The organism is Psychromonas sp. KJ10-2 (assembly GCF_047323255.1).
Taxonomy (GTDB): Bacteria; Pseudomonadota; Gammaproteobacteria; order Enterobacterales; family Psychromonadaceae; genus Psychromonas.
Map to the genome: position 1 here is coordinate 283,352 of NZ_CP178827.1, position 23,398 is coordinate 306,749.

A 23,398-nucleotide genomic window follows, 5' to 3' on the forward strand; every position below is an offset into this window, starting at 1 on the left:
ATAGGGCCTTTTAGCAATAATAACTGTTTTAGTTAATGACGATTAAAGCACTTTCCAAGTCATGTTTTCACCTGCTTTAATAGGCACGACGATATCATTCCCAAATGCTAATGACTCTGGCACCGGCCATTCTGTTTTTTCTAATGTTACTGTATCTTGATTGCGTGGAACCCCATAGAAGTCAGGACCATTGAAACTAGCAAATCCTTCTAGTTTATCTAACGCATTTTCAGCTTCAAATACTTCAGCATAAAGCTCTAATGAAGCAAACGCGGTATATGAACCAGCACAGCCACAAGCAGACTCTTTTGCGCCAATCGCATGTGGTGCTGAGTCTGTACCTAAAAAGAACTTTTGCTACCACTGGTTGCTGCTTTAACTAAAGCTGCCTGATGTGTATTTCTTTTTAAAATGGGTAAACAATAGAAGTGAGGTTTAATGCCACCCACTAACATATGGTTACGGTTGAACATTAAATGATGCGCAGTAATAGTTGCACCGACGTTATCACCCGCGTTATTTACAAACTCAACGGCATTAGCTGTAGTGATATGCTCTAACACAATCTTAAGCTCTGGGTTTTGTTCAACGATTGGTGATAGCACTTCCTTTAAAAATACCTCTTCACGGTCGAAAATATCCACGTGATGTGAAGTCACTTCACCATGCACTAGCAAAGGCATGTTGACTTCTTGCATCGCTTTGAAAGTTGCTTTTAATTTAGTGGCGTCAGTAACGCCTGAATCAGAGTTAGTCGTCGCACCGGCAGGGTATAATTTTGCGGCATAAACATGGCCAGATGCTTTGGCTTTTTTGATCTCTTCTGGTGTTGTGTTGTCAGTCAGGTAGAGCACCATAAGTGGTGTAAAAGTCGTTTTTGGTTGTGCAGCTAAAATACGATCACGGTAAGCTAATGCACTGTCAGTCGTCATCACCGGCGGTACTAAGTTAGGCATGACAATCGCTCTCCCCATATACCGACTGGTATCGCGAACAGTATCGGTTAACACATCGCCATCGCGTAAATGTACATGCCAATCGTCAGGTCGAGTGATCGTTAGTTTGCTGCTCATATAATACTCCGTGAGATAGGGGGAATTGATTGGCAATGATTCTAGAAGTTACAATAGGTTAAGTAAAGGGCAAACTGGCTAATATCGGGTGGTTTAGTGATTAAACAGAATAACTGCTCATATATATTCACATGAGCAGGATTAAAGCAGCTTAGTTGACGCTACAAAGCCAGTTATGACACTCTTAATTGCTTATAGTGCACTCGAATCGTTTCTGCGATTTGTGCTTTGATGGTAGGCGTAACATGAACAGAGCGTTGTGCTGGAAATAGATCAACCAATGCCTGGACTAGAGGTTGTTGCGCTTGGTCAGATTTTTCTACCCAACTTGCGAGTAAGTCTCGATTAATATAAGCAGGCAAAGAGCCTAAGGTGCCGACATCGTTTTGACTGTGAATTAATAAACCCGCAGTGGTGCCTTTATCTAAGGTTAATACCTGATAAAAGTATAAAGTATGATAATCCAATTGTTGATTTAATTCTTCATCGGACGGTGGCGGTAAACGGCTAAACTTATCAGTTAAAATCGCAATATAACAATCGACCACTTGCCTTGCAAAGTTGATAGCAAAGAGTTTCGGCGTGTTTACATCACCTGTAAACCCTTCCAAATAAAAATGCGAAACGCCTCGGTGCTTATTCAAAGAGGGGATATAGAAGTATTGTTCGCCTTGCTCAATGCCACTTTCATAATAGTCACCACTGGCCTGCTGTAGCATTTTGTTGAACAAAGAGGTTTCCGCCGGATCTTCAATAGCAGGGTTTAAATCCGCCATTAGTCGCCAATAACGTTGACCATTTTTTAATTCAGTCCAGCTAACGTGAATATGAATCGAGGGTGCTAAAGGGTGTTGAGGGTGAATAATGGTTGATAGGGCGGTAGCAGATAAAAACGCTTTCTCTGGTTTATCTTCATATTGTACTTGTGACACATTTACAGAGGCGCGATTGAATACACTGTTGGTGGTGGCTTCAAAACGTTGACCACCGCCATGAGAACCTTGATCTCTTAGCCATTCAACAGGGGTAAAATCTGTGCCCGTAGAAAGGGTTGATAATTGATTAACAAAGTAGCTTTGTACTTGGCTAAGTTCAGATAAGGCAAATTGTGCTTGGTCAGATGTGGCGAGTACGCGCATGGGCTTCCTATTGAATACAGTCATCGAGGTTAAAGTTAGATGATAGGAAAGGTAATAGTTACTGTAACCCCAGTCAAGTCACTATTATTGGCAATCTTTAAATCCGCGTTATGGTAATCGGCAATCATTTTTGCAATATATAGCCCTAAACCTAGGTGAGTATCATGCTGTTGAGCTGTGGGTCTAATGGAAACCATAGATTGAAACAGATCTTGCTGTGTTCCCTCTACTAATAATGGCCCCTTATTATCAATACTCAGGGTTGCGTCTTGTTGGTGTTTTGTCAGGGTGAAAATAATAGGGTCTGTTGAGTTGGAAAATTCCACGGCGTTATGCACCAACTTATCTAATAGTTGTACGATAAAGTCAGGATCCGCATCTATTTGGATATATGGCGACGCTTCGGGGCTGATGAGTGTCGAACTTGGGTAGATCATTTGATAACCTTGGATACATCCATTGACCAGTTTAGTTAAGTCTATTGGTTGTTTATCAAGATCAGATAAACTTTGCTCAATGCGGCTTGCTTCACTCATATTAGTTAATATTTTATGCAAACGGTGAATACCTTGTTGAGATCGTTCAATGTACTTTTGTTGCTGTTTGTCATTAGTGGTTAATGACGATAGATTTTCTAGTGATGAACGTACCACGGCAACCGGTGTGCGTAACTCATGGGACAAGCGCGATGCTAGTTGTTCCACATAATGATGATATTGCGCTAAACGTTGCACCATCTCTTGCATACTTCTTGATAGATCGCCGATTTCATCTTGCTCTGAACTAGCAACGAAGTGGCCGGTTAATCGACCGTTAGTGTCAAGCATGGATTCACTTTGATTACGTAAAGCAGTAATGCGTTTAACCACCTTAGAAATAAACCAAAACAGTACAATACCGGCAATGATTAATATCGCAAACAACACATTAAATAATCGTTGTAAGGTTTGATTGCGTAAACTTAACAAGCCGTGGTTAGTTTCTTCAGCTAATACCGCACCCACAACTTTTCCATCAACAAATATAGGCTGTGCAGCGCTCAATATACTGGCTTTATTATCTGCAGATGATCGCCATTGAGTGCTAGGTGTGCCTGATAATGCTTTGACTATCAATGCATCATTTAAACGGGTAGGGTTATTTTTCTTATCAATAAAATCAGGGTATGGTTGGTCTAAAAACAGCGTATATATGGGCGATATTAAGTGCTCTTGAATAAAGCTAACCAAGCTGTTGTAGGACTCGCTTTGATTAGATTGACTGTTACTTAATGTCGTTGGCCATGTACCGTTAGCTTGGTGAATATCGCCGGTATTGGCAATCACTCGCTGAAACCTATCGACCACCCATAATCGAGAGGTGGTATGGCTCATCGCCGTTAAAATGTTTTTAATAGCGGGAGAGGGGACTAAAACACTACCTAAACGCTCAACATCTAATAAGTTTGAAGTGGCTATATGTTGGTTAATTTGATTACTGCTATTACTGGAGCGAGTATTGAGTTGAAAACCTAATTTGTTACCTAGTAGTGTTAATGGCAAGCGCAACTCTATTTGGTAACCATCATTCGTTGTTTTCCAAATGCCTTGAATGGACTTTTCTCTATTGGCTTTATTGACATAGAGACTATGTTGAGGGTAACGATAAGCATTAAACCAGCCATCACCAGTAACGGAAATAATATAACGAAGTAATTCTCCCTGTGGTGAAGTGAGTGCGATGGTTAAGTGATCACCTTGGGCTAATGCCTGATTTTGAGTTGAGCGAATAAATGGATTGGCATTAGTCACCTTAAAAAATGCATATAAATATCCATTTTGTTTGCCTAACAGCTGTTCAAATTTTACAGGGTTATTTATATCTAATGATGGTGTGGTTGGATAGGTATTTTGAAAGCTAGCAATTTGTTGCCAATCATCCTGGCGCCCATCTAAAATGATAGGTTTATCTAGGTTATAAACATATAGGTCGTGTCCATTTTCAATATCGGTGTTGTCATCAATCTCGCTGTTAAAAAGCGCAGCTCTTTCATGCAATGCAACCGCAATACCGCTGGTGGTGCCGAGTAAAGTTTGCTGTTGCCCCGCTTGTAAAAACCGCTCCATTTCATTAACAAATTGATAAGCAAACCAAGGAAGTAATAAAAATAGACTGCTTAATATTAATAGCTTGCCACGTAACCCCAATTTAATAGGCATTACTTTCCACTCTCGGTACTGATATCCCAGCGGTAACCCATGCCATAAATCGCTTTAATTTCATCAAAGTTAGGATCTATGTGTAAGAATTTTTTTCTGATCCTTTTAATGTGTGAAGTGATGGTATTGTCATCTACTAACATGTTTGCGTCGTTCATTAATTGTTGTCGACTTTTGACCATACTGGGTTTATTGGCTAATGCATGAATGATCCAAAACTCAGTGATGGTCACTTCTAATTGAGTATTCTTCCAACTGACTTGCATTTTGTCGTTATCAATCATTAATGCACCGCGGTTTAATACTGGTTGTGGGGTACTTGATTCGGATTGGCTTAAGTCGATGCGCCTAAACAGAGCACTGATCCTGACCATTAAATGCTCTAAACCAATCTCTTTACTAAGATAGTCATCGGCGCCTAGACGTAAACCTGAAATAGTATCAAAGTCATTGTCTCTGGCGGTTAAAAAAATAATAGGTAAAGTTGCCGATAGTTGGCGTAATTGCTGGCATAGCAAAAATCCACCGTCGTATTCATGACCTAAACCTACATCAATAATGGCCAAGTCTGGTAGTTTTTGCTGTAAAGCTTGTAAGGCTTGTTCTCGGTCTTCAAAGCCATCCACCTGATAACCATGACGTATCATTAAATCTTGATAGTTTTCACGAATAGCTTGGTTGTCTTCAATGATAGCAATACGTTTCATGATTATTTTTACCCTATAAATTATTTAAAATGCTAAATAGACTTGCCACTTTTTGAACATAATTGATCAGTAGTTTGCCTTTTTTGCTCCCTAATCTTGCCATTTAGGTTTGTTTTAATAGAGACATCAAAACAACAACCTAAGTTGCATTTATTCATAAGGAGCAAAGCTATGACCACACAATCTCAGAAATTATCATCAAATATTAAAAAATCCTTGCTATGTATTACCGCCTTGTCAATGTTAACCGGCGGATTAGTGTTATTGGAAAACTACAGAACAGCCAGAGAAGCACAGCAGTTTACTGAACACTTAAAGCAATATTCTCAACCAGTCACAACAAAATCACAAACAGATCAAACCGAGGTGTTCTTTCAAAAGCATCGAGATAACAGTCTATTAACTACGGATGCTAATGAGTTAGCTAAAATAGCTGAAGAAAATCTCATTAAAAAACCTGAAAATGACTTAAACTCAGCTAGTATTAATAATGTGAATCAAGCTGTTTCAAAGACGAGGATCCAACAACAAGATCCAAGTCCAGAAAAAGCGAGTGAAATTGATCCAAATGAGATGAACATTTTATTTACGCTATCTTCTTCACAGATTCGCCCTGAGTATAAGTTACAATTATTGGACATCGCTGATTATATAAATGGCCAAGGCAAACAAGCTAAATGGCAAGTGGTAGGACATACCGATAAATCAGGACGTGCTAGTTATAACTTAGCGTTAGCCAAACAAAGGGCTGATAACGTTGTTAACTTTCTGGTTGAGCATGGTGTTCAGCGAGATCAGCTAACCTTATTCACTTTAGGTGAATATCAGGCGATGCACTTGGCAAACAGTACCTACAACGCGAGTTTGAGACGGGTACAGGTGATGCCCTATGAGTCGAGTATTGAAAAGTTAGCTAAGATGATCAGAAAAGACAGTCATCAAGCTGAAAAACAGCAGTTAGCTAAACAATCTGATACTCAATTGGACAATCAAAAAAATGTAATCGAAAAGGAGTTTCGACACATCAATGAAACATTACAAGAAGATAATAGCACGGTGCAGATAAATACTGACTTGACGCTAGACGATATTAATAAGTTAGAACAAGAGGTTCATATTAATAAATCACTTTCAGACCAATTTAGTAATAGTGCGTTGCTGGTGGATGATGAAAGTCGCGTTTTTGAGTCAAACAATAGTAGCTTATCAAGTAAAGCATCGACTTTATTAATTAATGAATCTGAGTCATTGGCTTATGCCTCAGGTTATTCACTTTAAAGGGAGTTACATCATGTCATCACAACAAGATACAAGTTCAAACATGAACGAAACATTTAATATTGGCGAATTAATCAATGCGACTATTATTTCAAGCATTAGTTTATTTTGTTTAATTCACTTTGTTATTTAATGGCACAACTCACTTCATATCACTTAGTGGCGGTATTTAGCCGCCACTCATGCCAGCCTTTATTGTTGCCCCTCATACTTGTCTAAAATTAGTACAATGACTTTAATTAAGGTATTGTTATGTTTATCTTAAATAAGATTTACATAAAATTATTGGCACCATGGAAGGGTAAATAATTTAAATTATCTGTTTATTGGCCCTAACAAAAAAGAGGTAATTACTGTTAAATAACTAATAAATAAGGACTATAAAATTTCTCACTTGATGTTTCTATTGACAGTTACTTTCATTAAATTGAGTAATTTTATTGGTAATCAAATATTGGTTAGGGTAAAAATAGAAGTGAATCATCAAATAAATGGAATATAGATGAATAAAAAGATATTAGTTTTTACTGATTTGGATGGCACATTATTAGATCATTACACGTATCAAACTGATGATGCACAAGAGATGATCGATAAATTAAAGCAAGACAACATTGCTATTATCCCTAACAGCAGTAAAACATTCCCAGAAATTGAATTAATTCGACAGCAACTGTCTCTTCATTCTCCTTTTATTACAGAAAATGGCGCCGCCATTTACATCCCCGTCAACTACTTTGAACAACAACCTTCTGATACAAGATTAGAAGGGCAGTATTGGGTTAAATCCTTTTCACATAGCAGTGAGCATTGGCAATCTTTATTAAAAGAGTTTGCTGGCGACTTTGCTAACTTCTATCAAGGGTTCTCTGAGATGTCGGTCAGTGAGTTAATGGCGTTAACTGACTTGAGTGAAGATAACGCAAAAATGGCAAAGCAACGTCAGTATAGTGAACCACTTCACTGGACAGGCGATCAAGCAACTCAAACTAAGTTTGTTGCCTGCATGGAAAAGCAAGGCGCTAATGTATTACAAGGAGGACGTTTTCTACATATCAGTGGTCACTGTAATAAAGGCCAAGCCCAACAGTGGCTAGCGCAGCAATACTCTCAATACGCTGCTCTCTCTTCACAATCTGAAAAAGCACTTATTGCACCACATGATGAGATTATAACCATTGCATTAGGTGATGGTAAGAATGATATTGCAATGCTTGAGCAAGCTACTATTGCAGTGCAAATTAAATCTCCAGTGCACGACTTCCCATCGCTTGAGCGAAACAACAATATTTATCAAAGCCGTCAATATGGGCCCGCTGGCTGGGCTGAATGTTTACAAGAAATATTATCTTCGACACTAATTTGTTAATTTAAGGAATTCTAAAATGGCTGATTTTTATCAAAATGGCATTGTGACTACAATGCATAATCTAAGACAGCGCAGTAATGAACATCTTGAAGCTGAATTACAAACATTTTCTGCAACTCGCCCAATGGGGCTAATTTTACCTTCACTTTTTTCAGAATTAGAAGGCGATGCATTCCCAGATATCGTTGACCACCTATGTGAAGTGCCTTACTTAAGTGAAGTTGTTATCGGATTAGACCGCGCTAATGAAGAGCAGTACCGTCATGCGCTTAAATTCTTCAAAAAATTACCACAGCATCATCGTGTATTATGGAATGAAGGACCAAGATTAAAAGCATTAGATGCAAAATTACAAGCACTTGGCGTTGCACCTAAAGAGTTAGGGAAGGGCCGTAATGTTTGGTATTGCATGGGCTACACCTTAGCCTCAGGTAAAGCGGAGTCAGTGGCATTACATGATTGTGATATTGTGACTTATGATCGTTCTTTATTAGCACGACTAATTTACCCAGTTGCTCACCCTGGTTTTAACTATGAGTTTTGTAAAGGGTTTTACTCTCGTGTTGCAGACGGCAAAATAAATGGTCGCGTATCTCGCTTATTGGTCACTCCATTAGTGAAAGCGTTGAAGAAAACCATTGGTCATAACGATTACTTAGAATTTATTGATAGCTTCCTTTACCCATTAGCGGGGGAGTTTTCATTCCGTAAAGATGTGTTGACTGATTTACGTATTCCAAGTGATTGGGGACTAGAAATCGGTGTGTTATCAGAAATGCATCGTAACTATGCCAGCAACCGTACTTGTCAGGTAGATATTTCAGATGCTTACGACCATAAACACCAAGATTTATCACTTGATAATGTAGAAGGTGGTTTATCAAAAATGTCAGTAGACATTACTAAAGCCTTTATTCGTAAACTAGCAACACAGGGTGAAACATTTAGTACTGAAAGTATTCGTACTCTTAAAGCCACTTATTATCGAATCGCATTGGATTATTTAGAAATGTACCGTGGTGATGCCTTAATGAATGGTTTAAGTCTAGATATCCATAATGAAGAGAAAGCCATTGAAATGTTTGCAGAAAATGTCATGACTGCTGGCCAAATTTTCTTAGACAAACCAATGGATACACCTTTTATTCCCTCATGGAGTCGTGTGATTAGTGCAATGCCAGATGTCTTAGAGCAACTAAAAGAAGCAGTGGAGTTAGATTATCAAGAGTTCAGTGAATAATCTTTACTCACACTACAATCAATAATAAAAATTGCACCAAGCGGCTACATAAAAGTAACGTTTGGTGATGATAAGGGAGTTTTATGGCTGGGATAAGTGCAGCAGAACATGAACTGTTACTGTTAAAAAGTAAATTGACACAGCAGCTTAATTTTATTTATAAAGATGTCGATTTAAGCATCAGTACTGAAGACTTGAGCGATCAGTTAATTAAATTAATGAGATTGCATGAACATTGTTCAGTACCGATTGCCTATGAAAACCATTGGTCGCAGAAAGATATCATTATGATCACTTACGGTGACAGCGTGATGAAACCAAACGAAAAACCACTGGTGACACTGCAGCACTTTATGGATAACTATCTCGCTGATAGCGTTAATAGTGTGCATATTCTACCCTTCTTCCCTTATAGCTCCGATGATGGATTTTCAGTGATCGATTATTCTAGCGTTAACGAATCATTAGGGGATTGGACTGACATACAAGCGATCGCTAAAGGGCGCCGTTTGATGTCAGACCTCGTGATTAACCATTGTTCGAGCCGGAGTGCATGGTTTGATAACTTTATCAAAGGAGAAGGTGTTGGTAGTGACTTTTTCTACACTGCATCACCGGATGATGATTTATCAAGTGTGGTGCGCCCAAGAACCTCTGACTTACTAAGAGAAACGGAAACAGGTAAGGGTACACAACACGTTTGGTGTACCTTTAGTCACGACCAAGTAGATTTTGACTTTAGGAATCCTGAAGTACTAAAAAGCTTTGTGTCTATTATCCGCTTATACCTAGACATGGGCGTGAAAATTTTCCGCTTTGATGCAGTGGCATTTTTATGGAAAAAGCTTAATAGCGCCTCTATTAACCTACCTGAAACCCATGAAGTGGTTCGTTTACTAAGAACATTATTAGAGCATGCGCAAGGTGATGCGGTTATTATTACGGAAACAAATATCCCTAACACACAAAATCTAACCTATTTTGGTAATGCCAATGAAGCTCATGCGATCTACAACTTCTCATTACCTCCTCTCCTTATTAATACGTTAGTAACAGGTAACTGTTTATACTTGAAGCGTTGGTTAATGAGTATGCCACCGTCGCAAAATGGGACTTTCTATTTTAACTTTATCGCATCGCACGATGGCATTGGTTTACGTCCTGCTGAAGGCTTGTTAAATGATTATGAATTAACAACGTTAGTAGAAACCATGCAACAATTTGGCGGAAAGGTTTCATGGCGAACCACTGAAACTGGCGCACCTAAAGCGTATGAAATTAATATTGCACTCTACGATGCGTTACAAGGTACAACCAAAGGTAAAGATAAATTAGGATTACAACGTTTCCTTTGTGCTCATGCCATTATGTTTGGTTTAGAAGGAGTACCAGGCGTTTATATTCATAGTTTATTAGGTACACAGAACGATTATGAAAAAGTCGCTAATACACAGCACAATCGCTCCATTAACAGACATCGTTGGGACTACGAAGAGTTACAAGATAATTTAGATGATGAAACTAACCATCATTCAATTGTTTTAAGCTCATTAAAAGACCTATTGGATATTCGTATTAAGCAACCTGCATTCCACCCTAATGCAACACAATTTACCTTGCATTTAGGGCTACAGATGTTTGGGTTTTGGCGTCAAAGCCTGGATAGAAAACAGAGTATATTCTGTATCAGTAATATCACTAGCCATGAAATGGAGCTTGCGATTCATGATTTAAATTTAATCATGACGGATAACTGGTATGAATTAATCTCAGGTGAAGTGATTGATGTACAAGCCGATATGATGATGCTTGCACCTTATCAAACGGTGTGGATAAGTAATATTCTCTATGAATAAAATGATGAGATAGTAAAAGTTGTTAAGCCTGTAAATAAAAAGCCAATCATTAACGATTGGCTTTTTGCTTTTAGATAGAAAAGTAACCGTCTACCCACCCTAAATTCATAGGCAGGCGAGTTATACCAATTGTATTAAATAACTGATCTAAATTTTGCGCGGGAAAAATGGCTTAGTTTTAGGCGTAAGTTGATGTAAATGGTTGTTCCCTATACGAAACTTACAACGAAAAAATAAGTTGTTTTAACAAGTAAAATAGATCAGTTACTTACTATGATTGGTATTATTCAGTAAACTCACTCGTCTCAACAGCGGGTTTATTTAATACCGCTTGAATTTCTTTGAGTTTGTTTTGAATCTTAGTGAGGTTATCAGGACCAAATCTCAGCATTAATTTTTGCGCGTCATTTAATGCTTCCAAACTAGGGTCATCAAAAAGGTACATCACAGAAGGGGAGTGCAATGAGATAGGCTGTTTAATCACAGGTACACTTAATGCAACATCAATAGCATTATTTAAAATGTCATGGAACTCTGAGCCAGGTCGCGCTATTTCAGAATAAGACTCATCTATTAATGGTTTGTACGTTTTATAAGCCTCGACAAATTTTTCTGAATCTAGGGAGTCAATGTAATTAGCGTAGTTATCATAACGCTGGTAGCTCTTTTGAGAGACAAATGTTTGTCCGGCTTTTGTATCGATAACAAAGGGTAAAATAGGCGGAAGCAATGGACTAAAGCTAGCGATAAAGTCGCCTCGACTAAAGTTATCAATAAATACAACCGTGCTACTAATAATACCATTTTGTAGCATACGATTATTCATTAGCTCAGGCTGGCTGAACTCCTGCATGGATAACAGCACTTCAGGATCTGATTCAACTAATGCTGGTAACTCTACTATTGGTTGTTCATCTACTGTTGGTTCAGTAGTTGAAACGATAGGGGGTTGAACAGTTTGCATAGCAGATGGTTGGCCCTGTAACTGTTGTGAACTAGTAGAGGTGTTTTCATTTAGCTTTGTGCTTGACGGAGAAAGTAAAGTAGATAAACCTAGTCTTTCAATTAACTTGTGGTTCTGCTCAGGATAAGTGAAAAAATAGATACTATAACCAAACATAGAAATACAAATTATAATTAATAAAATATTAAACCATGAATACGATTTTTCTTTTGGGAGATCAGGGTAAGGCATGTGTTATTTACTCCATTTTAAAGTAGTTAACATGTTGAAGTAAGCATTTAAATCAACGACAGATTCACTATATCTGAATTTAAAGATAGTTTATGCACCTATTTTACTTAAGCGTATAAATTAATTGAGATAAATACAGTTAAACCTGTTTAAAAAATAGCATTAAAAAGCATTTTTAATTAAAATATGAATCAATATTGTGCAATGCGTTTAATAATTCGGCAAGCGACAAAATATATGTAAATAAAGTTTGACGACAAGACTGCAACTCAGTAATATCTCGCCTCGTTGACAGGCATTACGCGTTTCAACAATAAAACAGTCGGTGGTTAACGTAGATTGATAGCGTATCTCCGGTGTTTTGGATGAAAGTTGGACCAGAGGGTTCTGACTCTTGATTCTAAAAGACGAATAAAATACTCGGTGATTAGCGCAGCTTGGTAGCGCATCTGGTTTGGGACCAGAGGGTCAGAGGTTCGAATCCTCTATCACCGACCACATTTGAATACAATGAGAAATCGTTGTAAGGTATAAATCCTGCTTTTGCGCCCTTAGCTCAGCTGGATAGAGCAACGGCCTTCTAAGCCGTAGGCCACAGGTTCGAATCCTGTAGGGCGTACCATTTTTAAAAAGTTTAGTGGCGGATGTAGCTCAGTTGGTAGAGCCCCGGATTGTGATTCCGGTTGTCGCGGGTTCAAACCCCGTCATTCGCCCCATTTTTTAAATCTTAGTTTGACAATGTTTAAGTAGTTGCGGAAGTGGCGGAATTGGTAGACGCGCTAGATTTAGGTTCTAGTATCGCAAGGTGTGAGAGTTCAAGTCTCTCCTTCCGCACCATTTAAACAACAATATCAATTAGTTAATTTTAATCCCTGAATAATTAGATATTAACAATTTCGGTGATTAGCGCAGTTTGGTAGCGCATCTCCAGTGTTTTGGAAAAGAGTTGGACCAGAGGGTTTGACCTCTTATAACAAAATACGAATAAAAGTACTCGGTGGTTAGCGTGGTTTGATAGCGTATCTCCGGTGTTTCGGATGAAAGTTGGACCAGAGGGTTCTGACCCTTGATTATAAAACACGAATAAAAATACTCGGTGATTAGCGCAGCTTGGTAGCGCATCTGGTTTGGGACCAGAGGGTCAGAGGTTCGAATCCTCTATCACCGACCACATTAAGAATAATCCGCTTAGCTAGAAATAGTTAAGCGGATTTTTTCGTTTATGCCTCTGAAAGTACGAGATTAGTTGAAAATATAGCTCAGACACTAAGCTGCCGCTTATTCGCTCCATCTATCACCGACCACATTAAGAAAACCGCTTTATGCTTAAACGCAAAAGCGGTTTTTTTTCGGCCAAAATATACAAATCATTACTCATCTAACTTTCACTTTAACGAATATCAATTACTTTTAGTTTCCTTAATCTAGCCCCAAAAAGTTGAGTTTTTAGTGTTTGTGACCAAATATAATTTATATAGCAATTATTGAGCTTCCTAGTTTAAATTAATCAAAACTTTTAGGTGGCATGGTAATGGTTTATTTGTATTGAAAGGAAAAACTTCACAAGCTTGCAAACGCCACAAATATTGTGGCGTCTTTAATATTAGCCTCATAGATTTCAAATAAATTGAGGATAATAACCATGGGTCAATTAGCTTACTTACCAACCACGCCATCAATTACTAACAACTACCTATTTATTGAGCATTCATCTTCTGAACTTTATCGTTCAAACTAGGAGGTTGAAAAATACTATTCTATCGACCAAAGGCTGAATCTTTTAATGTTTCGCGTGTTGTTTTAACGTCATATTTTATATGTGAAGTTAGTTCTTCCGTTGTTACGTTTAACGTTATTTATCTTCGTTTTAATGTGAGGTTCAAGATATGAATATTTGTAAAATATAATTTATCGTTTGTAAACTAAAACTGCAAAAAAGGGGGATGCTAAGGAAGTGTTATGCCAATATTTAAGTGTGTCAATTGGTGAGTTTTTTGAGGTTACAGATAAAGAATAAAAAATAGTTTTCACTATATTCTAATTCCTGATTGATATCATATGAATTTAAAAGGTAAGCGTGCTAAAAAAATTTTTATTCGCAACAGGTTTTGGTATTTCATCGTTATTTATTCACTTGATTTTACTAATCTTTATATTTGTCGATTATGAAGGTGACGAAGTAAGCGGAAATTGCAATAGATTCGCTCTATCTTCAAATATGTAGCTATTTATTGATGAAAATATATCTAATATTTTGTATTTTTTGTATAATTATATAAAACAAAAAGCATTTTTAAGGAAATAAATGAATTATTTCACATCACAATTAGAATTAAATACAAAAGCCGGTGTGCCACTTATCCAAATTGTTAGCCACGATACATTGCGAATTCATGCCACCTGCATTGATCTTTCTAACGTATTAGATCGCAACTTATTTATTTGGAATAGAATAAGCGGATTAGAGAACATAGCATCTGAAAGTAGGTTAAATCTGGATCTTGAAGCCGTGCTTGATTGGTATTTGTCTGAAAATGATGAGTCTGATGAGTTTAGTGAAAACTGCAATGATGATCCTACGAATAGTATTTTACTTTTAGAAGATATTCATTATGAGCTTGAGGCTATAAATCCTAATTTATTTTCTAAATTAAGGTTATATTCCAAGAAAAAATCTTTAGGTAACTACCCAAACCAAACTATTTTGATGTCTCAACCTACACAAGCATTCCCTTTAGAGTTAGAAAAAGATATGCAAGTGATGTCTTTACCTCTTCCTAATCGTGATGAATTAAAAACACTGATGGAACATGCTAAAAATCATTATGACCTAGATGATCGTGACTTTGAACCAACAGCTAAATTAATTGATGCAGCATTGGGGCTATCCACTAGTGAAGCGCAGTTAGCATTTGCTAAAGTTGCTGTTGAGAAACAGCGTCTCACTGAGTCTGAAATTGATTTAATTGTTTCAGAAAAAGAACAAGTAATAAAAAAATCGGGATTACTTGAATACTTTCATCCACAAGTAGGACTTAGAGATGTTGGTGGACTTAATAACCTTAAAGGTTGGTTAGAACGTCGTAAAAATGCGTTTAGTGAAGATGCTCAAGAATATGGGCTAGAATACCCGCGTGGAATTTTGATGTTAGGGCTACACGGAACAGGAAAAGTCTTGCTGCTAAAGCCGTATCAAGTAATTGGCAATTGCCATTGTTAAGGCTGGATATGGGCAAAATTTTTGCAGGTATTGTCGGTCAATCAGAAGATAATATGCGTGCGGCAGTGCAAATGGCTGAAACAATAGCTCCTTGTATCTTATGGGTAGATGAAATTGAAAAAGCATTAGCAGGTTTACAAAGCTCTGGCCAAAGCGATGGTGGTGCTACCGCAAGAGTTATAGGTACATTTCTAACGTGGATGCAGGAAAAAACTGCACCTGTTTTTGTTTTAGCAACTGCTAATCATATTGAAATGCTTCCGCCTGAATTATTACGTAAAGGTCGTATGGATGAAATATTTTTTGTCGATTTACCTACAGAACTTGAACGTTATGAAATTTTAACTATTCACCTTAAAAAACGAAATAATCGTCATGAGCTTTTCAACGAAAATGAGTTAATTAATTTGGCTAAATCGAGTAAAGGATTTACTGGTGCGGAGCTAGAAGAGGCTATCAAAGAAGCTTTATTCCGGGCTTTTAGTGAGCACAGAGAATTACTTGCACATGATATTCAAGATGCAATGAAGGCGACGATGCCACTTTCAACAACGATGTATGATGCAATCCAAAGTACACGGAAATGGGTTAAAGGTCGGACGGTTAATGCGAGTAGTAATAAACCTGAAGATCTTCTAGAGCCAACTAAAGATAGGCCAAGACTAAAACAAGAAAATACTAACCCGTTTCTTAAAAATTAGGATCTGTTATGGAAAACCCGTATTTTACTGCGCTGCAAACAGGGCCTCAGCCATATTCAACAAAATTAGTTAACGATAAATTAGAGCCTTTTCGCCGTTACTTGGCAAACGCTAAAACGGCGTTGGAAAAGAAAGAGGTAAAATGTAGTTGGTCCAAATTATCTTCACTTGGAGCGATGTTGATCCCACAGTCAAAAATATTTGAGATTAAACCTATTTTAGATATCTCGCTTGAAAGTGTTGAAGCGGGTTGGTTTGAAATTACCCGTGATATTGATGATGACTGCCAACTTGATGAAGATTTTGAAGCTGATTTTAATGAGCCTGTTTTTATTGGAAAAGGAAAAAATAGATTTAAGATCCCATTAACCGAGAACCATTACAGATATAAAAATTTAAAACATTTTATTTATCTTGGTGATGATGTCAGTGAATCTAAAATTAGTTGGATTGGTTACAACCTCGAAATTACTCCGATCTCCGAAGACTTACCTAATGAGTTTACTGTTACTCAAGGGGCTCGTTCATTTAAAGTAAAAAAACAAATGGGAAAAACTATCAAGCTTTTGGGTTTGTCGACCCGTCTATCGATATGGTCTATGAAGCCAGAGCAATTACTTTTTGCTTGTTAAATGAATTTAATCCACCTGATGGGGCGGTTGAAATTAATTCTAAATTACTATTTGTTTGTAACAAAAAAACTAATTTAAAACAGGTTAAAATTGTAGATATTACAAAAGAATTTACCAATAACTTACTGATTAGTGAGCTTGCCACTAGCGAAGGTGCCGATATTCCTAGTAGTTGGCAGTTGATTAATAAAGACGGAAATTTTTACCTTAAAACCGAAGATGAGACGCCAAAAAAATTGTTTCATAAACAGCTTAAGCAGTTAGATTTTAAATGTGAATTTAAACAAGATAATGAAAAAATGGATCCAACTAGATTATATAAACAACAGTCAGGAAGTTGCGTCTGAGCGTGATGTTTTAGAGTTTTTCTTTGATGGTGATGTGGATATATTAGATGCGAATCAAAAGGATTTTAAAAATAAATATAGGATCTTAGCGCGCAGACCAGAAGAGAAACAGATTAAACTTGGCCGTGGTAGCAGAGCTGTATATCCATCCTGCGAGCATCTTCAAGTACGTGTAAATGTTAATGGTATTCGTTCCCAGATGAATGCCGTTCAAGCTTTAAAGCAGATCCCCAATACTGATAATAAACCTTTGATTGATCTATTACTTGATAGACAAACAATTAGTTGGCCTAGATTTTCATTAAAAAATATAGAAAGTATTAATTGGAAGATCTTAACCGATCCTAATTTTGAAGGATGTGATAAACAGAGAGAGTTTGTCACTAAGGGGCTAAATACCACTGATTTTGCAATTTTGGACGGTCCACCTGGCACTGGTAAAACAACGACTATTTTGGAGTTAATTGTACAGTTAGTTAGGCAAGGCAAGCGAGTTTTGTTAACTGCTTCGACTCATGCTGCTATTAATAATGTATTAGAAAGGGTTAAAGAAAATGAGTTAGAAAATGAAATATTTTCTTTGCGTATTGGCGATGAGGCACGTGCACAGGGAGTTGAAGAGTTTCAATATGATAACCAACTTGATGGGCTGCATCATGCTACTGGCGTTAATGATTTAGATCAGCTTCTCGTTGATAGCTCTAATTTAGTGTGTGGCACAACCATGGGCATATTACGGCTTATCAATAATAACAAAGTTTCTCTTGAAAAAGGTCATGCACCTTTTGATGTGATGATTATTGATGAATGCAGTAAAACAACTTTTGCGGAATTTTTAGTCCCAGCTCGGTTCGCTAAACGTTGGATTTTGGTGGGAGATATTAAACAATTATCTCCTTTCACAGATAGAGAACAAATAATAGCCAACCTTAAAGAATTAATTTTAAGGCCTAAAACCTCTAAAAACAAAAATGAATTAAAGTTAAGTGCGGCAGTTCAAGACGCATGTTTTTTATTAAATTTTCTTAGGAAGAATGTTAGCGGGAGATGGGGATATCATGACAAATTAATTATGCCAGTCAGTTCTGCTTTGTTAGCTGCATTGGTAGATGAGATTAACGCACGTAGTAAGAGTGACTCAGCTTATCTCACAATCGGCTTGATTGGCAAGAAACATCATAATGAAATAAAGCAATATTTTAGCCCGAGTAAGTTAAAAGAAATGCCGTGGTTACTTTACGAACACTCTTTGATTTTTATTGACCATTCATTACTTGAAACGACTCAAAATATATTACCACATGATGCAGCTATTATTGATGATAGTTGGCGTCAATCAAGTCATTGTTTCCGCCATCAGGCGCTTTGGGACAATGAACATCATGTCACTCTTAAACGTTCTAAGGATTTAACTTCATCCTCTGAAGTCCATAGTACAGTAACTGATGAGCTTAAAAATAATAGCTGGGCAGATGAAATTGTCTGGCGTTTAGAGCGTGAATATTGGTTGCGATTTATTAATAGTACAGGCCGTAATCCTGCTGCCGGTATTAAAAGGCAGTTAGAGCAACTCTTGCCTAGGTCCGTTAATGCTACAGGGCGTATCTATACAGTGAGAGATATGGCGTTTCCTTCCATTTTGGAAGCGTTATCTGGATCTGGAATTTTAAAGTCTAATAAAGAACAACCGAATACGCTTAATCAAGGTTTTAATAACAAAGAGAAAGAGTGCCGTCATACGACTTTGACCTACCAGCACCGCATGCATCCTGATATTTCAAATTATTCTCGTAATCAATTTTATTCAGAACAAGGTAAAACCCATTCTCTACTTGATGGTAGTAAAACAAACAGAAGATGGAGTTATGAACATTACACTAAGCGGGCGATATGGCTCAATGTTGATGGGGGCCAGCAAAGAGGGAATAAAAATCCTGCCGAAGCAGTCAAGATAATTAAAGAGTTACAATGTTTTTGTGAGTGGGCTGAAAATCAAGAAAAAGAATATGAGGTTGCAGTGTTAACTTTTTATAAAGGACAAGAAGCACAGTTACGTTCTGAGATTCAAAAATTAACAAACAATAAAAACGCCAGAAGCCGATTCCACTACAAAGGCGTTCAAATAAAGTTAAATACTGTGGATTATTTTCAAGGACAGGAAGCTGATGTTGTTTTTCTTTCAATGGTCAATACAGAAAGAGATGGGTTTATGGATAGTCCAAATAGATTAAATGTTGCAGTCACGCGTGCTAGATTTCAATTAATAGTAGTGGGTAAATATGATTATTATGCTCACAAGTCGCCTTCACCAGATCTAAAGACTCTGGCACATTCATTATTTAAGGAGTCATAGATGATGAAATATTTTGCTGATCTTTCTGAGCAATCATCACAACAAGTTAAGCCTTCTCAGCAACAGGCAGATATGAGTACAGATGCTTTCTCCAGTCCAATAGAGATATCGTTAACAAGGACCGTTAAAGCAATAAGCTATAAGGTTTTAGCTAATTTATTTATTTCTGAAGAACGTTCAGACATTAAAAATATTCTTAAGCAACTACAAAAAGGGTTAAAACTGCCACCTCGCTTAATGACTTTTTTAACTGCTAGTGGTCTGTATAAAAATGACGAAATTACTCAGCTTGGTTTTGATGTTATCAAAACAGGTACTCTTTTATCGAAAGAGCGCGGAATTTATGAAATTTGGTATATCGATGATAACTACTTTGGAAAAATGCCAGTCGCTATTCAGCGAATAGAGGAATCTCAATCTCATAATGGTAAAAATAATAGAAGTAAGCAGTTGCATAATTGGTCTCAAGTAGAAAAGCCACAACCAAGCTTAAGGTTAAATACTGATCAAGCAACCGTGTACCTTATTAATGAAGCTAAATTACGCAAAGTTAGTAAGCTAGCCATAGAGGTTATTGACAGAGGAAGTGCCTCTAAATCGACACAAATTAAAATCAAATTAGATGCTCCGCTTGATAAAGCAAATTGTCACTGGTCGATAAATGGACAAATTACAATCAATACCCGAGATGTGCAAAAAAGCAAAAGAGTTTGAAATTAAAATTCCACAAGAGTTAAGCGCTAAGTTAATAGAAGACTTGTGTGAACATTCAAATATGACTTGGAATAAAAAACATTGTAGAGCAGAAATTGACAATATTGAACCATGTAAATATTTACAAGACTTTAATATTCGTTCTTTGCCGGTACATGACGTTAATACTATATTTGGAAACTTTAAGCAGGGGATTATGAGAAATTTACCAATAATGCCTAAGTTTAAAATTATTGCTTCAGAATGGCAGGAACAATGGCTTAATAAATTATTTATAGATGATCATGTCTCTCCAGAGAGTATGGAGTATCTGCAACGAGCGTGGTTGAAACATAGTGCGATTAACCATTTCGATTTACCTCTTCTATTAGGTCAAGAACTTTTAAGAAAACTTGATGGGGAAAAACGAATTAATGAGGTTTATTGGCATGCAGCCGCCAGTAATTATTTAATGCCAAAACTAACTAAAATGACTCTGCCGAGTATTACTTTTACTGATAAACAAGCAATTAGTACAGAGGAGTTATTGAGAGCATTAACATTAAATTCGGAAATAAATTCTATTATTTATTCTGATCGACATTATAAAAGTAAGCTTCATGCTAATAATTTGTGCGCAATACACAATCAATGTAACCCTAATGTCGGAGTCGTTTTTACCACGGATCCTGATGTAAACGTGCCTACAGGTTGGGAAAAAGAGCTAGTTAAAAACAGTCGTGACAATCATGACCGATATTATATTTTTATCGCTAATACGGAGATATTTACTTGGAAATGTTCAACTAGTCTTGATTTTGCTAACTTATCAAAAGAGCAAAGCTTTACGAAAGGGAATTGCACTTTTACACGCTTAAGGGAAAGTGAACTACCCCTGTATTTACAAGATTGCTTACGCAAGATAAACGAAGAGGTTGCAGCATGATCTTATCAAATAAATCGCAGTTTTTAGTCGATTATCAAAACCAAAAATTGAATAATGTTTTCGTGTTAAATAACCCTGAAGGGCATGATTGTTATTATGATGGTAATACTCTTTTTTATGGCACTCCTGAATGGAGTGAATTATTTGAGGTCGAACATTGTTTAATTATTGCGACGCCAGTTTTAGACAATGATGAGGTAATCATTAAGCTACAAGGTTTAGCTGCAAAAGGGGTCTGTGTCTTCCTATTGCTTGGTAAACCTTCTCTTTCCCAACACGCTATTAATTCCTTGGCGGGTCATTGTTGTATTAGAGCTGGTGTCATGCAAAATGGTAGCTTAGTAATTGCAGATCATGGCTATCCGAATAGTTATGCTCTGATTTTGAGTTCATTGGTTGGTAATCAAGAACCAAACCAATATTTAAGTCGACTTAATGAAACTCAGGAAGATGCTTATTTCGATATTTTTTGTCGTTTATTCTGGCATGAAGCTAAGTATGAATATTTGTCACAATCACATCCTTTAGATCGCTCTGTCGATAAAAAATCTTCGCCTGTTCAAGAAATCGATGTGGCTCATAAACATATATTTCCCGAAAGTTTAGCAAACTACCTGCTTAAAAGCTCCTCACAAGCGAGTCAGCTTTATAGTCACGGTGATGCGGTAAAATTGTGGGGGGTACTTGATCAAAGCGACATTAGCATCAAAAAAGAGACTGATATTTGGCTTAACTTAGAGCAAGTATCAAGTCAAAGTTTAACTCGGTTAGCGCAAAAGTCAGATAATATATTTTTATCAGAAATACCTTTGATACAGATGATCAATGCAGATAATGAAGCTTGGGTATTACCCGAAAAAAATAATAGTGATTATTATAATTGGGTGTTGAAGCTTACTGATGAACAATTAGAGGACTGTATTGAGTTTAATGAAGTAATTGCTTCAAGAAAAAATTGGGCTTTAAATACACAACTCTCAGTTGCTGAAATTAATTCGCCAATACGCTACCTAGAACAAGTCGAAGAACAAGTGCGTTGGCAGAATAATAATGAACTAGATCTTGGAAAAGTTGAATGTACAGATTTCCAGGAATATGAAAATTCTTTCAAGCCAGGAGGTGTAGAAGCTTTTTCTAAAGCAAGACGCTTAATCGGTTTTGATAAAACAAATTTAGCAAAAAAATATCCTTTTCTATTGATATTCAACCGCCACGTATTCCAGTTAAAGCATTGCCAGATAAGCTAGAGCAACAGTGGCTAGATACTCAGGAGCATTGGGATAGGAATGTTGACAAGCTATATGCTCAGTTGGAAAAAATAGAGAATAGTAAAAAAACTATTACGGATGATATTAGAAATTTTATGGGATCCTTTCTTACTGGCCAGTTGACCAGTAAACGGTCACTCATAAAAGAGCTTGATCAACTTAGCGAAGTTAAGTTGCATTCACTTTCACCTTCACATCGTGAAGAGCAGATCGCTAAAATTGAAGAAGTAGCAAAAAATGTGTTAAACCGTGCGACAAGGCTGACGAAAGAACAAGATAAAGCTGTACAACAACTGCAATGGAAAAATAAACAAGCGACCTTAAATAATAAAGTACAACTAGCAATGAAAGAAAAGCAAAAGGCAGAGCAAGCTGTTAGTGATAATGAAGTTGAGTTTAATAAAGAGAAGAAAGAGCAAACATCATTATTGATTGATGGTTGGTTAGACTTTTTAGACAAAGCTTTGTTGGCCGATCAAGAAGAGCTTATTGACCTTAATTGTGATGACATTATTAAGTGGGTAAATATACAAAACAATAAACAAAATTCGGCAAAAAATAAAATTATAAATAATGAAGATATAAAGAATGATGATTTAAAAAGCATTCGTAGACTCGTATCTAATTACCAACAAAAACTATCCTTTATTAGCAAAGAAAATAAAAAATTGAATGATGCCTCTGTGAACGCAAAAGCGCACTTAGAACGAACAGAAAGAGACATTGATAAGCACGGAGTTTTCTCTGCAAAAGAAAGAGATACTCAATCGGCTTTTGATAAGCTGTTGGGCATTGATAAGTCTGAAAATGCTAACATGCAATTTGATCTGCCTAAGGAAGATCCACCTCAAGTGGGTAAACTATTTTCGAAAGGGCAGCAGCGTTATTTATTAATAAAGTATCAAAAAGAATTAGAGCAAGGGAAGATGGATTGTAAAAGGTTAAATGCAAAACTTGTTATTGCTAAGGATGAACTAAATGGCTGAAGAAAAGATAATTTTATTAATTGATGAAGATGGAACTATCAGCGCTAAAACAGCTGGCTTCAAAGGCGAAGCCTGCATCGATGCCCTAGATAAATTACTTGGTTCTCAATCTCCTACGTTGGTCAAAAAAACAGATGAATATATGCAACAAGTTACCATTGACTCCCCTATTAAAATCAACATGAAAAGGAAGTAAT

At 36.9% G+C, this 23,398-nt stretch carries 18 protein-coding genes, 5 tRNA genes and 1 pseudogene; 19 read left to right on the forward strand and 5 right to left on the reverse strand.

Annotated features, from left to right (window positions below; all coding sequences use genetic code 11):
* Positions 1 to 42: 42 nt before the first annotated feature.
* From pyrC to pdsR, 4 genes and pseudogenes are all read right to left on the reverse strand, one after another.
* A pseudogene (gene pyrC / locus ACLKL2_RS01355) lies at positions 43 to 1,073 on the reverse strand (dihydroorotase).
* A gap of 173 nt (positions 1,074 to 1,246) precedes the next feature.
* Positions 1,247 to 2,212 (reverse strand): coproporphyrinogen III oxidase, encoded by a 966-nt coding sequence (locus ACLKL2_RS01360; RefSeq protein ID WP_413693081.1) that lies wholly within the window; start codon positions 2,210 to 2,212, stop codon positions 1,247 to 1,249.
* 35 nt (positions 2,213 to 2,247) lie between these two features.
* Positions 2,248 to 4,410 (reverse strand): proteobacterial dedicated sortase system histidine kinase, encoded by a 2,163-nt coding sequence (gene pdsS / locus ACLKL2_RS01365; RefSeq protein ID WP_413693082.1) that lies wholly within the window; start codon positions 4,408 to 4,410, stop codon positions 2,248 to 2,250.
* Positions 4,410 to 5,117, reverse strand: a complete 708-nt coding sequence (gene pdsR / locus ACLKL2_RS01370) for a proteobacterial dedicated sortase system response regulator (protein ID WP_413693083.1) — start codon at positions 5,115 to 5,117, stop codon at positions 4,410 to 4,412. Before pdsR ends, pdsS begins: the two co-directional genes overlap by 1 nt.
* 171 nt (positions 5,118 to 5,288) lie before the next feature.
* Here pdsR and ACLKL2_RS01375 point away from each other — a divergent pair, with 171 nt between their 5' ends.
* From ACLKL2_RS01375 to ACLKL2_RS01390, 4 genes are all read left to right on the forward strand, one after another.
* On the forward strand, positions 5,289 to 6,395 hold the full coding sequence (locus ACLKL2_RS01375; protein ID WP_413693084.1) for an OmpA family protein: 1,107 nt from the start codon (positions 5,289 to 5,291) through the stop codon (positions 6,393 to 6,395).
* A gap of 502 nt (positions 6,396 to 6,897) precedes the next feature.
* Positions 6,898 to 7,764, forward strand: coding sequence for an HAD-IIB family hydrolase (locus tag ACLKL2_RS01380; RefSeq protein WP_413693085.1), 867 nt, complete (start codon positions 6,898 to 6,900; stop codon positions 7,762 to 7,764).
* Positions 7,765 to 7,780: 16 nt separating this feature from the next.
* Positions 7,781 to 9,004, forward strand: coding sequence for a glycosyl transferase (locus ACLKL2_RS01385; RefSeq protein WP_413693086.1), 1,224 nt, complete (start codon positions 7,781 to 7,783; stop codon positions 9,002 to 9,004).
* Between the two features lie 83 nt (positions 9,005 to 9,087).
* The gene (locus tag ACLKL2_RS01390) at positions 9,088 to 10,860 is read left to right on the forward strand and encodes a sugar phosphorylase (RefSeq protein WP_413693087.1); all 1,773 of its coding nucleotides are present in this window, start codon (positions 9,088 to 9,090) and stop codon (positions 10,858 to 10,860) included.
* Between the two features lie 283 nt (positions 10,861 to 11,143).
* Here ACLKL2_RS01390 and ACLKL2_RS01395 read toward each other — a convergent pair whose 3' ends face one another.
* On the reverse strand, positions 11,144 to 12,055 hold the full coding sequence (locus tag ACLKL2_RS01395; RefSeq protein WP_413693088.1) for a DUF3014 domain-containing protein: 912 nt from the start codon (positions 12,053 to 12,055) through the stop codon (positions 11,144 to 11,146).
* A 421-nt stretch (positions 12,056 to 12,476) separates the two neighbouring features.
* Between ACLKL2_RS01395 and ACLKL2_RS01400 the strand changes: the two genes are divergently transcribed.
* From ACLKL2_RS01400 to ACLKL2_RS01470, 15 genes are all read left to right on the forward strand, one after another.
* Positions 12,477 to 12,553, forward strand: a tRNA-Pro gene (locus tag ACLKL2_RS01400).
* Positions 12,554 to 12,600: 47 nt separating this feature from the next.
* Positions 12,601 to 12,677: transfer RNA gene (locus ACLKL2_RS01405), tRNA-Arg, on the forward strand.
* 18 nt (positions 12,678 to 12,695) lie between these two features.
* Positions 12,696 to 12,771 (forward strand) — tRNA-His (locus ACLKL2_RS01410).
* 36 nt (positions 12,772 to 12,807) lie between these two features.
* Positions 12,808 to 12,892 (forward strand) — tRNA-Leu (locus tag ACLKL2_RS01415).
* Positions 12,893 to 13,149: 257 nt separating this feature from the next.
* Positions 13,150 to 13,226: transfer RNA gene (locus tag ACLKL2_RS01420), tRNA-Pro, on the forward strand.
* A 1,134-nt stretch (positions 13,227 to 14,360) separates the two neighbouring features.
* A complete protein-coding gene (locus ACLKL2_RS01425) occupies positions 14,361 to 15,275 on the forward strand; it encodes a hypothetical protein (RefSeq protein ID WP_413693089.1) in 915 nt (304 codons plus the stop codon).
* Positions 15,276 to 15,283: 8 nt separating this feature from the next.
* Positions 15,284 to 15,976, forward strand: coding sequence for an AAA family ATPase (locus ACLKL2_RS01430; RefSeq protein ID WP_413693090.1), 693 nt, complete (start codon positions 15,284 to 15,286; stop codon positions 15,974 to 15,976).
* A gap of 8 nt (positions 15,977 to 15,984) precedes the next feature.
* Complete coding sequence (locus ACLKL2_RS01435; RefSeq protein ID WP_413693091.1) at positions 15,985 to 16,608, forward strand: hypothetical protein; 624 nt, start codon at positions 15,985 to 15,987, stop codon at positions 16,606 to 16,608.
* The gene (locus tag ACLKL2_RS01440) at positions 16,602 to 16,955 is read left to right on the forward strand and encodes a hypothetical protein (protein WP_413693092.1); all 354 of its coding nucleotides are present in this window, start codon (positions 16,602 to 16,604) and stop codon (positions 16,953 to 16,955) included. The genes ACLKL2_RS01435 and ACLKL2_RS01440 overlap by 7 nt, the downstream gene beginning before the upstream one ends.
* Entirely contained in the window at positions 16,900 to 19,308 is a 2,409-nt protein-coding gene (locus ACLKL2_RS01445) for an AAA domain-containing protein (protein WP_413693093.1), read from the forward strand. The genes ACLKL2_RS01440 and ACLKL2_RS01445 overlap by 56 nt, the downstream gene beginning before the upstream one ends.
* Complete coding sequence (locus tag ACLKL2_RS01450; RefSeq protein ID WP_413693094.1) at positions 19,309 to 20,022, forward strand: hypothetical protein; 714 nt, start codon at positions 19,309 to 19,311, stop codon at positions 20,020 to 20,022.
* A complete protein-coding gene (locus ACLKL2_RS01455; protein WP_413693095.1) occupies positions 19,970 to 20,947 on the forward strand; it encodes a hypothetical protein in 978 nt (325 codons plus the stop codon). The genes ACLKL2_RS01450 and ACLKL2_RS01455 overlap by 53 nt, the downstream gene beginning before the upstream one ends.
* Entirely contained in the window at positions 20,944 to 22,194 is a 1,251-nt protein-coding gene (locus ACLKL2_RS01460) for a hypothetical protein (RefSeq protein WP_413693096.1), read from the forward strand. Before ACLKL2_RS01455 ends, ACLKL2_RS01460 begins: the two co-directional genes overlap by 4 nt.
* Positions 22,179 to 23,201, forward strand: coding sequence for a hypothetical protein (locus ACLKL2_RS01465; protein WP_413693097.1), 1,023 nt, complete (start codon positions 22,179 to 22,181; stop codon positions 23,199 to 23,201). Before ACLKL2_RS01460 ends, ACLKL2_RS01465 begins: the two co-directional genes overlap by 16 nt.
* Entirely contained in the window at positions 23,194 to 23,397 is a 204-nt protein-coding gene (locus ACLKL2_RS01470) for a DUF2997 domain-containing protein (protein ID WP_413693098.1), read from the forward strand. Before ACLKL2_RS01465 ends, ACLKL2_RS01470 begins: the two co-directional genes overlap by 8 nt.
* Position 23,398 lies beyond the last annotated feature (1 nt).

Excerpts from the sequence above, each read along its gene's own strand:
- ACLKL2_RS01435 (WP_413693091.1), top strand. The coding sequence starts at position 15,985 with ATGGAAAACCCGTATTTTACTGCGCTGCAAACAGGGCCTCAGCCATAT.
- ACLKL2_RS01375 (WP_413693084.1), top strand. The coding sequence starts at position 5,289 with ATGACCACACAATCTCAGAAATTATCATCAAATATTAAAAAATCCTTG.
- ACLKL2_RS01390 (WP_413693087.1), top strand. The coding sequence starts at position 9,088 with ATGGCTGGGATAAGTGCAGCAGAACATGAACTGTTACTGTTAAAAAGT.
- pdsR (WP_413693083.1), bottom strand. The coding sequence starts at position 5,117 with ATGAAACGTATTGCTATCATTGAAGACAACCAAGCTATTCGTGAAAAC.
- ACLKL2_RS01430 (WP_413693090.1), top strand. The coding sequence starts at position 15,284 with ATGGGCAAAATTTTTGCAGGTATTGTCGGTCAATCAGAAGATAATATG.
- ACLKL2_RS01380 (WP_413693085.1), top strand. The coding sequence starts at position 6,898 with ATGAATAAAAAGATATTAGTTTTTACTGATTTGGATGGCACATTATTA.
- ACLKL2_RS01460 (WP_413693096.1), top strand. The coding sequence starts at position 20,944 with ATGATCTTATCAAATAAATCGCAGTTTTTAGTCGATTATCAAAACCAA.
- ACLKL2_RS01395 (WP_413693088.1), bottom strand. The coding sequence starts at position 12,055 with ATGCCTTACCCTGATCTCCCAAAAGAAAAATCGTATTCATGGTTTAAT.
- ACLKL2_RS01425 (WP_413693089.1), top strand. The coding sequence starts at position 14,361 with ATGAATTATTTCACATCACAATTAGAATTAAATACAAAAGCCGGTGTG.
- ACLKL2_RS01385 (WP_413693086.1), top strand. The coding sequence starts at position 7,781 with ATGGCTGATTTTTATCAAAATGGCATTGTGACTACAATGCATAATCTA.
- ACLKL2_RS01455 (WP_413693095.1), top strand. The coding sequence starts at position 19,970 with ATGGACAAATTACAATCAATACCCGAGATGTGCAAAAAAGCAAAAGAG.
- ACLKL2_RS01470 (WP_413693098.1), top strand. The coding sequence starts at position 23,194 with ATGGCTGAAGAAAAGATAATTTTATTAATTGATGAAGATGGAACTATC.
- ACLKL2_RS01360 (WP_413693081.1), bottom strand. The coding sequence starts at position 2,212 with ATGCGCGTACTCGCCACATCTGACCAAGCACAATTTGCCTTATCTGAA.
- ACLKL2_RS01445 (WP_413693093.1), top strand. The coding sequence starts at position 16,900 with ATGAAAAAATGGATCCAACTAGATTATATAAACAACAGTCAGGAAGTT.
- pdsS (WP_413693082.1), bottom strand. The coding sequence starts at position 4,410 with ATGCCTATTAAATTGGGGTTACGTGGCAAGCTATTAATATTAAGCAGT.
- ACLKL2_RS01450 (WP_413693094.1), top strand. The coding sequence starts at position 19,309 with ATGATGAAATATTTTGCTGATCTTTCTGAGCAATCATCACAACAAGTT.